This window comes from Paraburkholderia sp. GAS206C, assembly GCF_050435645.1.
Taxonomy (GTDB): Bacteria; Pseudomonadota; Gammaproteobacteria; order Burkholderiales; family Burkholderiaceae; genus Paraburkholderia; species Paraburkholderia phenazinium_B.
Window position 1 is genome coordinate 28,152 of record NZ_JBNDKR010000008.1, and the last position, 13,015, is coordinate 41,166.

11 protein-coding genes are annotated in these 13,015 nt (G+C 60.7%); 2 read left to right on the forward strand and 9 right to left on the reverse strand.

Annotated features, from left to right (window positions below; all coding sequences use genetic code 11):
• Positions 1-39: 39 nt before the first annotated feature.
• Positions 40-1,245 (forward strand): alpha/beta fold hydrolase, encoded by a 1,206-nt coding sequence (locus P3T20_RS22335; RefSeq protein WP_429287850.1) that lies wholly within the window; start codon positions 40-42, stop codon positions 1,243-1,245.
• Between the two features lie 40 nt (positions 1,246-1,285).
• Here the strand turns inward: P3T20_RS22335 and P3T20_RS22340 are convergent, their stop codons facing one another.
• From P3T20_RS22340 to P3T20_RS22375, 8 genes are all read right to left on the reverse strand, one after another.
• On the reverse strand, positions 1,286-2,647 hold the full coding sequence (locus P3T20_RS22340; protein WP_429287851.1) for an MFS transporter: 1,362 nt from the start codon (positions 2,645-2,647) through the stop codon (positions 1,286-1,288).
• Between the two features lie 481 nt (positions 2,648-3,128).
• Positions 3,129-3,968 (reverse strand): DUF4239 domain-containing protein, encoded by an 840-nt coding sequence (locus P3T20_RS22345; protein WP_254368992.1) that lies wholly within the window; start codon positions 3,966-3,968, stop codon positions 3,129-3,131.
• Between the two features lie 244 nt (positions 3,969-4,212).
• On the reverse strand, positions 4,213-4,854 hold the full coding sequence (locus P3T20_RS22350; protein WP_074267906.1) for a DsbA family oxidoreductase: 642 nt from the start codon (positions 4,852-4,854) through the stop codon (positions 4,213-4,215).
• 213 nt (positions 4,855-5,067) lie between these two features.
• The gene (locus P3T20_RS22355; protein WP_217272839.1) at positions 5,068-6,330 is read right to left on the reverse strand and encodes an MFS transporter; all 1,263 of its coding nucleotides are present in this window, start codon (positions 6,328-6,330) and stop codon (positions 5,068-5,070) included.
• Between the two features lie 20 nt (positions 6,331-6,350).
• A complete protein-coding gene (locus tag P3T20_RS22360) occupies positions 6,351-7,865 on the reverse strand; it encodes an ATP-binding cassette domain-containing protein (protein WP_074267905.1) in 1,515 nt (504 codons plus the stop codon).
• Positions 7,862-8,788: a branched-chain amino acid ABC transporter permease gene (locus P3T20_RS22365; RefSeq protein ID WP_083611665.1), complete on the reverse strand. Its 927-nt coding sequence runs from the start codon at positions 8,786-8,788 to the stop codon at positions 7,862-7,864. The genes P3T20_RS22360 and P3T20_RS22365 overlap by 4 nt, the downstream gene beginning before the upstream one ends.
• 13 nt (positions 8,789-8,801) lie before the next feature.
• Entirely contained in the window at positions 8,802-9,677 is an 876-nt protein-coding gene (locus P3T20_RS22370; protein ID WP_074267903.1) for a branched-chain amino acid ABC transporter permease, read from the reverse strand.
• A gap of 98 nt (positions 9,678-9,775) precedes the next feature.
• Positions 9,776-11,041 carry an ABC transporter substrate-binding protein gene (locus P3T20_RS22375; RefSeq protein ID WP_074267902.1) on the reverse strand — a complete coding sequence of 422 codons (1,266 nt, stop codon included), beginning with the start codon at positions 11,039-11,041 and terminating at the stop codon, positions 9,776-9,778.
• Positions 11,042-11,369: 328 nt separating this feature from the next.
• On the opposite strand from P3T20_RS22375, the gene P3T20_RS22380 reads away from it, so the two are divergent.
• Positions 11,370-12,038 (forward strand): glutathione S-transferase family protein, encoded by a 669-nt coding sequence (locus P3T20_RS22380; protein WP_217272838.1) that lies wholly within the window; start codon positions 11,370-11,372, stop codon positions 12,036-12,038.
• Positions 12,039-12,065: 27 nt separating this feature from the next.
• Here P3T20_RS22380 and P3T20_RS22385 read toward each other — a convergent pair whose 3' ends face one another.
• Complete coding sequence (locus P3T20_RS22385) at positions 12,066-12,986, reverse strand: LysR family transcriptional regulator (protein ID WP_429287852.1); 921 nt, start codon at positions 12,984-12,986, stop codon at positions 12,066-12,068.
• Positions 12,987-13,015 lie beyond the last annotated feature (29 nt).

Consider the following 13,015-nt stretch of genomic DNA (forward strand, 5'->3'; position numbering starts at 1 on the left):
AGGCTCACACGCCTTCCCCAACCAAGCAAGGAAATCATCATGAAGTCTCGTCGTACCCGTGCCGCAGCCAGCGCGCTGTTTGGCTTGCTGGCGTTCGGCCCCATGTTCGCGGGTATCGCATCGGCCCAGTCCAATGCACCGTCCGCCGCTTCCGCCAGTGGAGCTGCGCCGTGGGACCAGCGCGTGAATCCGGCGGCCGTTCAGGCCGATGTCTGGTTCGACAATTACAAATTCCGGGACGGCGAGACGCTGGCCCGGTTGAAGCTTCACTATGCAACGCTCGGCACGCCGCATCGCAATGCCCAGGGGGTCATCGACAACGCCGTCCTGGTCTTGCACTGGACGGGCGCGGACAGCCGCACGCTGCTGAGCCCCACTTACACGAAGGCGCTGTTCGACCCGGGTCGTCCGCTCGACGCGAACCGCTACTATCTGATCTTTCCCGACAACGTAGGCCACGGCCAGTCGAGCAAACCTAGCGACGGACTGAAGGCGAAATTTCCGAACTATGATTACGGCGATATCGTCGATCTCCAGCACAAGCTGGTGACCGAAACATTGGGCATCGGGCATCTGCATGCGATTCTGGGTATGTCGATGGGCGGCATGAACGCATGGCAATGGGCCGAGATGTATCCCGACATGATGGACGGCGTGATGCCGGTGGTCTCACTGCCGATTACAGTCTCGGGCCGCAATTTGCTCTGGCGGCGTATGGTGATCGACGCGATCCGCTCCGATCCTGACTGGAAGAACGGGGACTACACGCAAACGCCGCGCGGCTGGATCGAAGGTTTCAGGGTACTGCGGATGATGATCGACAGCGCGCCCGCGCTGCAGCAGGAAATTCCCGACGGCACGGGGGCGGACAAGTTCCTCGCGACCACTCGCTTTCAGGCCGAGCACGTCGATCCGAACGACATCCTGTATTCACTCAAGTCGTCATTCAGCTACGATCCCGAGCCAGCGCTTCCCAGGATCAAGGCCAAACTCTTCGCCCTGAATTTCTCCGACGACGAGTTCAATCCCGACTCGCTGCAGGTCCTCGAGAGACTTGTTCCGACGCTCCAGCAAGGCAGGTACGCGGTGCAGAAGGGCACGCCATCGTCGCCGGGCCATTTCACCATGACGCGTCCCGACCTGTGGGCGCAGCATGTGGGCGAATTCTTGCAGTGGCTAGGCGATGCGCCCTCACAAACAGGCAGTCGCGATCCCCGATTGATACCGGATTCATCCAGGTCATGATGATGTGATCGACGGAGTATGGGGCTGCGGCAGCTGTCGCTCAGTGTCCGAGCGACTCGCCCTTCAATGGTTTCGATGTCCCGTGACCCGGATGAGCCGCCTGCTTGACCAACAACGCGACGCACGAAATCAAAGCGGCCACCGCGACAACCGCGAAGATCGCTTCGAACGAGAAGTGCTCACGCGTCAGTTCCGCGACCAGAAAAGAGCCGGCAATGCCGCCGAACCGGCCAATGCCGAGCATCCATGCAACACCTGTTCCGCGACCTTGGGTCGGATAGAACGTAGCCGCGAGCGCCGGCAACGACGACTGCGCCGTATTCATCAACACTCCGGCGACGAACACCACCAGCACGAGCAACCCGACATTGCCCACCGCCTGACCGATGCAGTACACGCTGATCGCCGTCAGCGCATAGCAGACCGCGATCACACGATTCGCGTTGAAGCGGTCCATCAGGACGCCGCACAGCACGGCACCCACGCCGCCAAGCGGAAACAGCGCCGAGATCAGAGTGGCGCGTTGCGGCGGGAGCCCCGCCTCTTTCAGCAGAACCGGCATCCAGTTGATGGAGGCATAGAAAATCACCAGACCCATGAAATAGGCAAGCCACAGCATGACGGAGCCGATTATGTACTGACGCGAGAGCACCACCCGCAGGCCCTGCTTACCCGCCACTGCCGGCGCCAACTCCGTCATCACGAACGAACCGGCCTCGTGGGCCGCGCTGGAGATCCGGCCCAGCGTCGCACGGATCCGTTCGACCGCGTGTTGCTTCGCCACCAGATAGCGCACCGACTCGGGCATCGCGATCAGCAGCAACACAGCCAACAGTAGCGGCGTGGTGCCGCCGAGCAGCAGCACGCTGCGCCAGCCGAAGTGCGGAATCAGCCAGGCCGCAAGAAAGCCGCCAAACGCCGCACCAAGAGGGAAGCCGCAGAACATCAGATTGATGAGCGTCGCCCGGCGGCGGTCGGGACAGAATTCACTCATCAGCGTGACCGCATTCGGCATGGCGGCGCCAAGTCCGATACCGGTGACAAAGCGCAGGACGGTCAAATGCCCGATGTCGCCGGAAAACGCCGAGGCGAAACACGCCACGCCGAACAGCGTGACGGAGCCAAGCAGTAATACACGTCGTCCGATCCGGTCGGAAAGCGGACCCGACACCAGCGCACCACAAGCGAGGCCGAACAGCGCCGCGCTCAAAACGGGCGCGAGATCCGGCTTGCTGATGCCCCACTCGGTCACTAGCGACGGCGCAATGAACCCTATCGCCGCAGTATCGAAGCCGTCGAGCAGGACGATAACGAAACACATCGCGAAGACGAGCCACTGGAACCCCGAAAACGGGTGTTCATTGATAAATGTCTGTACGTTGACGGCCTCACTCTGACGCACGCTTTGTCTCCTTGTGATGAGCTTGTGCACTCCGCGCGGCCCATGGGCTACCGGGTCCGGTCAGAACCTGTGAACGATCCCAACACCCGAAGCGCCGACCACGCGAGGACGACGGCGCAGTCTGGAATCCGGTCGCCGATAGCAGGTGTCGCGTTGAAGATGTTGCCCGATCCGCATTCGAGCAGGTGCAACGAGCGCCTCGGGTGAGATCGATTCGCCGGTCTGGGATCGGCGTGCACCGTACACAGCGGCGCCTATGGTTTCTCACTCGAAGAGTTCGATTGACGAACATCCATTCTTGAAACGAACAGCCTGTGAACTGTAATGAATTTGCACAATGGGGATCTATGGGGACTAACCCGGCTGGGCGTAACGTGACGCTCAACGGCGCGGCAGGCACAGCGCCGATACGCTCAACGGACTTCCGATCGTCGACAACGTGGGCGACTGAGTTAAGCGGCCGTTTCTGGGCCGACAACGATCATTGACTCTCAGGCATCACCTGCAACAACGGCTCCGGCGTCAGCGCGATTTCTCCTGTAAAGGGCCGATCGTGGGAGAGGATGAGTAAAAAGGTTGTGGCGAGTGCTACGGAAAACAGTCCGATTGCCACGGCAGATGTCAGCCGGTTGTCGCAATGAACGAATGCGATGGCGAACAGCAGGCACACCGCCAGAATCGCCAGACATAACCATTTGACACCATTCACTTCGCTGCGACTGATCAGGATACGCTCGCGACGCACTTCAAGAGCCTGCTGCAGGGACGCCGCGACCTCGCGCTGCGCCGTCTGCTGTCCGGGCGTAACGACTGGCAGGGATAGCGTGAACTTCAGTGCGTTGTTCAGCGTGGGGGGACTAACGATAAGTGTAACGGCTCCCTTCGCCAGGAGCGGCCATTCAGTTGTCGCGGTGTACTGAATGTAGTCTCGGACCATCCTTCGCAGTTCGGTCTGGGCTTCGTTTGGCAAAACGGCAGACATGACAACAACCGATCGCAGCGCACTCGCTTCAGTGGCTACCGCGACGTTGGCGCGCGCTGTATCGTTCCAGACTTGCGAGGCCGTGAAGGCGATAAACAAGCCGAATATGATGCCAAGTGGAGAAAGCAGACCGGGCGAAATCGCCTTGAACGATCGCGCATATCGACCGGCAGCAAGCCATCCGGTGACGAAATGGACGACCGCGCCCGCAAGAAATATCGCACCGAAAGTGACAAATGCCATCAACCATAACGGCAGTTCATGTACCCATGTACTCATCATTGTGGTTGCGCGGTGCGCGGTCTGAACCGGATATTGGCGGTGGGTCGAGGAGTCCAAACCCCTCAACCAGAACACGAAGCTCCATTAGCAGTCTGTACGCTCGACCACGTTGCGCGGTGATGACCGAACAGCAAATCCGTCGGCATTGGATAGTCGTCAGCGCGCGATTTGGCGCATCTGAAATCTAAACCCATATATCAGTCGCTCTCGATCAACCGGGGAGCCTCGATGATATACGAGACAAACGATGCCGCTCACCTCCGATCGCCCCCTTCAATCAAGATTTCGGTTCAACCAGACACTACCCCTCGGCCAGAACCTGCTGAATGGTTTTCTCGAACACGTCAGCGGGTTGTGCGCCCGTCAGCAGGTATCGATTGTTGAAAATGATCGACGGCACAGAATGAATGCCCATTGCCTGGTACTGCTCTTCTTCTACACGAACCTCATTGGCATAGTCGCCGCCATCCAGAACAGCACGCGCCTCGGCGCCATCAAGTCCCACGGATTCCGCCGCCTCCACCAGAACGTCATGGTCACTCGTGGGCCTGCCCTCGCCGTGATAAGCCTGCAGTAGCGCCTGTTTAAGCTGTACCTGTTTGCCTTTGATGCCGGCCCAATGGATCAGACGGTGTGCATCGAAGGTGTTGTAGATGCGCGTACGCGTTCCGAAGGTAAAGCCGACATCCGCGCCACGCTGGCGAAGCGCGGCCTGCGCCTCGCTCACCTGTTGCGGAGTGCGCCCATATTTCTTTGCGATATGTTCGACGAGGTCTTCACCCTCCTCGACCATCTGCGGATTCAGCTCGAAGGGGTGCATGACTATTTCGGCGTCGACCGTATCACCAAGTCGCGACAACGCGAGTTGCAGCGAGGATAAACCGACGGCACACCAGGGGCACGCTACGTCGGAGACAAAATCGATTCTGATTGGCTGTTTCATTGCTTTCGCACCCAGAAGTTTCGGTCGTGATCGAGATAACCCCTATTCTGGACGAGTTTCGACACGAAATCATCATGGTCCGCGGTAATTCAGTTATTACCTGAAGTAACGTCGAACCGTGCAAACGCTGCCTGTTCATGGCAATCGATCTGCCAACGTCAATTGGCCGCCGTCGTCACATGGACTTCGCGCAGGCCATGATTGGACCGCGGTTCAATACTGAAGCGATACGGAACTGCCCGGCTTGCGGTGCGTAACAATCCAACCGGACGCCAACAGCGCAATACCGCCGAAAATCACGATGCCGCCGAGCACAGTGAAGCCCAGCATATAGCTGCCGCTCGCGCGATACAGCAGCCCGACCATGAAACCGGCTATCGTACCGCCGCCCCCCGCCCCGACGCCGTTCATGATTCCGGATGCCGAGCCGATCGCCGACGGCCGCGCGGTCAGTTGCAAGATCGACCAGATATTGGGTGTATAGCTACTGGCGTATAGCCCGAGTGCAAGCGTGATAAGGCCAAGCTTCGCATAGCCGCTATGCAATTCGGGTAGCAGCAGCAACATCGCACCCGGGATCATTAGCCCAAGTCCGGCGATCAACACGCGCTTGTTGGTGCGGTCGCTGATCATCGACATCGGAATGGCAAACAGGATGGCGGCCACGAACGGGACAGAACTGGCCAGCGCTTGAGCGACGCCGCTAAAACCGATCGACTTGACCGCCATCGGCACCCACAACGTGATACCCCAGAACAGCATGCCCTGAGTGATATAGCTGATAACGAGCAACACGAATGCCCAACCGCCAACCGCATTGAACGTCAGTGGCACGACGGCGGCGACGTTTTCCGGCTCGGCAAATGGCGCTTCGCTTCGAGGCCGCAGACATTTTGCATACATCGGCACGATCAACACCAGACCGATAGCGCCGGTCAGGAAGAACAGCGTACGCCAGCCGAACGCATCGTAAATCGGCGTAAGCAACAGAAATCCCGTCGCGAGCGCAAGGTATTGACCGTAGTACTGAATGATCGAATTTGCCTTGCTGAGTTCGTCAGGCGCGAACCAGTCACGCACGAAACGCGACATCTGTGGCCAATAGACGCCTTCAGCGATCCCCAGGATCAGGCGGCATATCAACATCACCGCAACGCCATTCGCAAAGCCGGCGAACAAAGTCGCCGTGGACCATATCGCAAAGCTGGCCATCACCACTGTCTTCGGTTCGAGCTTGCGCGTGGCCACACCTCCGACGACGTTGGCCAATGCATAGCCGATCAAAAAGATGGTCAACACCCAGCTGGACATCAACGGAAACCGTGCGCCAGAAAAACCAAGGTCCTGTGCGACCGATGGCAAAGCGACCGACAGATTCGTGCGATCCAGATAGGCGACAAACAAACCAGTCAGCAATGCCCCGCCAATACGCCACCACCGCGAACCCGTCGCCTGCCTCATCGCTGCCTGCTGCATGTGCGCCTATCCTCCCGCATCTACGCCTGCGCCGGAAACCCCGGAGGATCGCCCACCGGCACAATTTCCAGGTACCCCCGCCCCATCTCGCGCTCGAAGCTGGACGGATCACCTTCCCACACAATCCGGCCATGCTCCAGAACATACACCCGATCGGCATGCGGCAACGCGAAGGTGACATTCTGCTCGCCCAGCAACACCGTAATCGGCGTGGTCCGCTGCAGTAACTCCAGCGCCTTCGACAATTGCTCGAGAATCACCGGTGCGAGCCCCAGGGTCGGCTCATCGAGAATCAACAGTTTCGGTTGCATCATCAGCGCGCGGGCAATGGCCAGCATCTGCTGTTCACCACCCGACAACGTGCGCGCCGTCTGACGTTGCCGCGACTTCAGGATCGGGAACAGTTCGAAGAGCCACGCCAACTGCTCAGAGCGCGCAGTTTCGGCAAGATGGTATCCACCGAGGTCCAGGTTCTCACGCACAGTCATGTCGCTAAAGAGTTCACGAGTCTCCGGACATTGCACCACGCCCGCCCGCGCGATCGCTGCACCGCTCATGCCGCGCAAATCCTGTCCGCCGAAACGGATCGTGCCCTGGTACGGCACAAAACCCGAAATGGCGTTGAACAGCGTCGTCTTGCCGGCGCCATTCAGTCCTACCACCGAGACGAATTCCCCTTCGCGCACATGAAGACTCGCGCCATCGAGCGCCCTCGCCTTGCCGTACAGTACGCCAAGATCTTCCACGTCGAGCAGCGTCGGCTTGCTGACCACCTCGTCGCGCGTCCGCTCTCTCGTCTCGATCTTGCCGCCCAGATACACGCGCCGCACGGTCTCGTTCTGCATCACCTGTTCGGCCGTGCCTTCCGCGATCTGCTCGCCCAGATACATCGCAAGTGCGCGGTCGACCAGCGCAGCGAGACTCTTGACGTTGTGGTCCACCAGCAGCACAGCGCGACCCTCGGCGCGAAAACTGCGAATCAGCGCCGCGAACGACTCCGATTCCGCCATCGTCAGTCCTGCGAACGGTTCATCGACCAATACGACCTTCGGATCGCGCGCAATCGCCTTCGCCATCTCCATGCGGCGCAGATCGGCGAACGGCAAGGTCGCGGGATGCCGGTGCATCACGGCACCGAGCTCGACACGCTCGGCGATTTCGCGGGCACGGCGGTTGACATGCGGATCGGCGACGAGCTTGATCAACGAGTCAGGCAAGAGCGCCAGCTTGATGTGCTCGAGCACCGTCTGCCGATGCAGCGGCCGCGAGTGCTGAAAGACGATGCCCACGCCGGCGCGGGCAATGCGGTGCGGCGCCCAGCCCGCCATCTCCGTGCCGTCCATCTTGACCGACCCGGCATTGGGCCGCTCGATGCCCATGATCAGCTTCATCACGGTCGACTTGCCGGATCCATTCGGACCGATAAGCCCGAGGATCTCGCCAGCCTCGATGTCAAAGCCGATGTCCTTCACCGCGACCAGGCCGCCGAAGCGCTTGGTCAGGCCACGTACCGAGAGGCGAGAGGCTTCGCTCATTCTCGCTCTCTCACGCGCAGCAGGTTGCCGAGCAGGCCGTCCGGAAAGAACAGGATGACCGCGAGCGCCAGCGCTGCGACTACGAAGGTATTGATCTGGCCCAACGGCCTGAGAAACTCACCAGCCACGATCAGGAACACCGCGCCGAGTACCGCGCCCAGGATAGTTCGGCGCCCGCCCAGCACAGCGGCAATGATGATCTGCACGCCCACCCCCAGATCCACTACCGTGCTGACGGAAGCGGTGCCCTGGTAGAACACGAGCATCGCACCAGCCACGCCGGAGAACACCGCGCTGATGCAAAAGGCCGCGAGCTTGTGCTTGGTTACGTTGAAGCCGAGCGCCTGCGCGCCGATGGCGTCCTGACCGCTCGCCTGCAGGATGAGGCCCATCGCTGAGCGCGACAGGCCGAACAGGATGATCGCGCACACCACGAGAAACGCGAGCGCATACCAGTAGTTTTGCTCCGCACTGACGGACATGACATCGGGCACGGTCATGCCGATCTCGCCGCCGGTGATACCCGCGAAGATCACGATCGAGTTTTGCAGCAATAGCACGGCAACCAGCGTGATCAGACCGAAATACGGGCCGCGCAAACGCAACGCAGGCACCGCCAATAACAGCCCGCCAATCAGCGCGACAAGACCGCCTGCAACGATGCACACGGGAATCGGCAGCCCCCACCGCGCATCGAGTATCGCGGCCGAGTAGGCGCCGAGACCAATCAAAAACGTGGGACCGAAGTTGACCTCGCCGGCGAAGCCGAACAGCAGGTCCCAGGCCATCGAAAACACACTGAAATAATAGGCGACGGTGAGGATGCCGAGAATATAGCCGGACACCCACCAGGGCAGCGTGCCCGCCGCGACCGCCAGCACGACGGCGGACCACAGCATCCGCGAGCGAACAAGATTGGTCACGTACCCTCCTTGGCTAGCGCCGCCCCAGAAAACCCTGCGGCCGCAGGTACACCACCAGCACCAGCAGCACGAGCGCGGGCATGGGGCGCAGCGTCGGTGCGATCAGGTAGGCGGTGATGGTCTCGAGATAGCCGACCACATACGCGGCCATCAGCGAACCCGACACGCTGCCAAGACCGCCTAGCACCACGATCGAAAAAGCGCTGGCCGTCAGTTGACCCGTGTTGTTGGAACTGACACCAAGGAACGACGCCAGCAGCACGCCTGCAACGCCGGCGAGCACGCCGTAAAGGGTCCACGCGAGCAGATAAACACGGGACAGTTCGAAGCCGAGCAACGTCAGCCCACGCGGGTTCATCGAGGCTGCGAGCAGCGCTTTGCCGGCCCGCGTGCGATTGACAAAGAACCACAGCAGCCCGATGACGACCCAGCAAACGACCGCGATCATCACCTCGTTGATCGGCGTGCGCACGCCCGCGATGACCACGACGCCGGGAAACAGCGGGCGCATCGTCACCGGGTTGTCAGTGAACAGATAGGCCATGCCCTGCTGGATCATGATGCCCCACAGCAAGGTGCCGGTCAGCACGAAAATCTCTTTCTCCTCGTGCGGAATCGCGGCGGAGCGTTGAATCGGCCGCACCACCATCAGATAGGTGATGTACGCCGCAACGAGGCCGGAGAGCACGCCGAGCAGCGTGCCAAGCCAGGTGCCGAGGCCGGCCTCGCCGGCCAGCATCCAGCCCATCAACGCGGCAACCAGCATCACGCCGCCATGAGCGAGATTGAGAACGCCGGACACGCCGAAAATCAGCGTAAAGCCGATCGCGCCCAATGCGTAAAGCGAACTGATAGCAAAACCGTCGATGAGAATTTGCAGCCAGACCATACGCTACCCTCTGGTTCGGCCAACGGCGGAATCCGTCGCCTGCGATGACGCCGGATTGCCGGATAACCCCGGCGCCCGGCCACCTCCGCGTTGCGCGACTAGTTGGCGTTTGCCTGCTGCAGCTTGATGAAGGACGGGAACTTCACGGTTCCATTGGCGAGCGCTTTCGGCCAGATCGCGACCTGCTTGCCGTCCTGCCATTGCAGGTTGATACCCGTGATGTAACCCGGACCGTATTTCAGCGCATGGGTGAACTGGTCGTTGCGGCCATAGAACTGCCAGCGGCCGATCGTCCCGACGTAGTCCGTCTTCTCGAGCGCATCGACCATCTTGTCGGGATCTGTTGCGCCGTTATTGCGCTTGATCGCGTCCGCGAGGATATAAACGAGGTCGTAGCTCGTGAAGCCGCAATAGGCTGGCGATACGCCAAACTGTTTGGTGTACGCATCGACGAAGGGCACGGTCTTTGGCGTGATCGCCACGCCTGGCGCGGCGGCAGACGCCGTGATGACGCCTTCGGTCGCGCCGTTGGTGTCCTTCCAGAAGCTGGTGGTCGTAGCCTGCGAACTCTGCCCGGTCAGCGGAATGGGCACCTGCTGGTCATGCCACTGCACCGTGGGTTGCACCCCAACATGGCTGATGCCAGTGGTGATCGTATCGGGATGCTTGCTTTCGATCTGGTTGTAGATCGGCGTGAAGTCCGTCGTATCCGGATTGAAGCGGATGTGATCGAGCACCTTGAGCCCGGCCTTCGGCAGACACTCGAGATAACGTTCGTCCAGCGGCTTGGTCCAGGCGGCATCCTCGCTCATCACGACCGTCGTCTTCATCTTGAACTGGCCGACCAGGATGTCATGCGAGAAGTCGCAGATCGACTGGGCAATGAAGGCCGAGGTCATCCAGCCGTGGAAGGTGTATTTGTAGTGATCGTAGTCGTCGTGGACCTGCTTCGAGATGTCGTTGCTCGCCGCGCCTGGCGTGATAAACGGCATCTTGAGGCGTGCTGACCAGGGCTCCATCGCAAGCGCCACCTCGCTGATATAGCTGCCGATCACGGCCACGACCTTGTCCTGGCTGGCGGCGCGCTGGAATGCGCGCACGCCTTCGGAGGCCGACGAGTGGTCGTCGTAAGCAATGATCTGGATCTGCCGGCCGTCGACGCCACCGTGCGCGTTGATCTCGTCCGCTGCGAGCTGGGCGGCCTTTGTGATAGACGCGCCGGCTACCGCCGACTCCTCGCCGATCACCCCGATCTTGATGGGGTCGCCCGCCGCGTAGGCTGAAACTGCGAGCCCGAGCGCCGCGATTGTCATACCGGTGCGGATGACGCGGTACAGGCTCCGCCGCGTATTGCTGTTGGACATTGTCTGTTCTCCGATGCGTGGTGCGATCGTGGAGCAACATTTGCCAGCTACAGTGCATCTATTAAGAATGCGCAGGGAACAATAGCATCCGTTCGGGGCGACCTATATCGGTAGTAACGATGACGAGACCGTTGGTATCCTGCATCGCTATTGGATTCGCCGGCGGGCAGACATGAAGCCCACCCGTGGCCGTTTTTGTGCGGCGCGAAAATACCAGGAGGAGTTTGCGGATGCGATGTCGATTTAGCCCTATCTCCAACGTCTAGCAGGTAAGCACCCGGATTGCGTGTCGCCCACTCAACGAGACATCCAGCAAAGGAGAAACACCATGCCCCCTTCACTGCCCCCCGTTATCACGTGTTTTGAACAATCACCCGATCGCGGCAGGGGACTGGCGCGTGACATGCGTGTTCGCTGGGCGTTTGAAGAAGTAGGCCAACCCTACGAGGTTCGTCTTGTCTCGTTCGGTGCAATGAAGGAACCGGCGCATCGGGCGCTGCATCCTTTTGGTCAGATTCCGACCTATGAGGAAGGCCCTCTTGCCCTGTTCGAGTCAGGCGCAATTGTGTTCCATCTCGCACAGCACCATGCAGGCCTGCTACCTGAGGATCCGGATGCGCGGGCTCGTGCGATCACATGGATGTTCGCCGCACTCAACACGGTTGAGCCGCCGATCCTCGATCTTCAGACCATCAGGTTTCAGGAGCGCGACAAGTCCTGGTACGAGGAACGCCTGCCTCTCGTCGAGGATCGCATCCGTGACCGGCTGGGCGACCTTTCCGATCGCCTTGGCAACGCCGAATGGCTCGACGGTGCGTTCAGCGCGGGCGACCTTATGATGGTGGCGGTGCTACTCAGGTTGAGAGCATCGGGTCTGCTGGACGAATATCCGAACCTTGCCGCCTATGTCGCCCGCGGCGAAGCGCGGCCCGCATACCAGCGGGCCTTCGCCGCTCAATTGGCGGTCTTCGTCGCTAGCCAGGCAACGGCCAGCTGATGACGGTCGGCTCCGGGTTCCACGCCGTCAACCCTGTGAATCGGAGCCGGCCCCAAACCGCTCCACCACAAACTCGACGAAACTACGAAGCTTCGGCGACATCTGCCGGTCGCGCAAATAGAGCAGGTTGATCTGCCGCATGGGCGCGGCATAGTCAGGCAACACTTCGATCAACCTGCCCGCCTCGATATCCGCGTCGACCAGAATGCCCGGCAACATCGCGATCCCCATGCCGGCCAGCAAGGCTCTGCGGAGCGCTTCTGAATTGTCGATTCTCAAGCGGCCTCTGACCGGAACGCTCACCGTTCCATTCGTGCCGGACAGCGTCCACTCCGGTTGCGCCGCGTGCATTTCGGAGCGCAGCGGATAGGCGTAGGTCAGACATTGGTGCGCACGAAGATCCTCCGGCGTCGCCGGTACGCCGCTCGCATCCAGATACGCGGATGACGCACAGAGCACGAGGCGATACGCCCGCAACGGACGCGCAACGAGGTCAGGGTTGCCCGGCGTACCGATACGAATAGCCGCTTCGAAACCGTCCTCAATCAGATCCGACAAGCCATCGGTGGCGACGACATCCAACTGCACCTCGGGGTAGCGCTGGCAATAATCCGCGATGGCTGGAACCAGGCACTCGTTGCTGAAAATCACGGGGGCGGTAATCCGCAGGCGTCCACGCGGCGTCCCGAGATGATCGAGCGCCAATCGCTCGGTATCGCTGACGAGACCGAGAATCTCGACGCAGCGCTCGTAATAGGCCTGCCCGAACGCGCTGATCTGCTGCTTGCGCGTGGTGCGGTGGATAAGCCGCGTGCCGAGTCTGTCCTCCAGCGCCTGGAGGTGATTGCCGACCATGGTGGGCGACAGATCGCAGGCGAAACCGGCCGCCGTCAAGCTGCCGGTCTCGACTACGCGCACAAACACCGTCATCGCTTTGAGAAGATCCATTCCCCAATATTAGTGGGTTCTGTGCCAAT

What these genes read in the sequence shown, in the direction of transcription:
- P3T20_RS22335 (WP_429287850.1), top strand. Translation starts at nt 40, where the DNA reads ATGAAGTCTCGTCGTACCCGTGCCGCAGCCAGCGCGCTGTTTGGCTTG.
- P3T20_RS22350 (WP_074267906.1), bottom strand. Translation starts at nt 4,854, where the DNA reads ATGAAACAGCCAATCAGAATCGATTTTGTCTCCGACGTAGCGTGCCCC.
- P3T20_RS22355 (WP_217272839.1), bottom strand. Translation starts at nt 6,330, where the DNA reads ATGCAGCAGGCAGCGATGAGGCAGGCGACGGGTTCGCGGTGGTGGCGT.
- P3T20_RS22360 (WP_074267905.1), bottom strand. Translation starts at nt 7,865, where the DNA reads ATGAGCGAAGCCTCTCGCCTCTCGGTACGTGGCCTGACCAAGCGCTTC.
- P3T20_RS22370 (WP_074267903.1), bottom strand. Translation starts at nt 9,677, where the DNA reads ATGGTCTGGCTGCAAATTCTCATCGACGGTTTTGCTATCAGTTCGCTT.
- P3T20_RS22375 (WP_074267902.1), bottom strand. Translation starts at nt 11,041, where the DNA reads ATGTCCAACAGCAATACGCGGCGGAGCCTGTACCGCGTCATCCGCACC.
- P3T20_RS22380 (WP_217272838.1), top strand. Translation starts at nt 11,370, where the DNA reads ATGCCCCCTTCACTGCCCCCCGTTATCACGTGTTTTGAACAATCACCC.
- P3T20_RS22385 (WP_429287852.1), bottom strand. Translation starts at nt 12,986, where the DNA reads ATGGATCTTCTCAAAGCGATGACGGTGTTTGTGCGCGTAGTCGAGACC.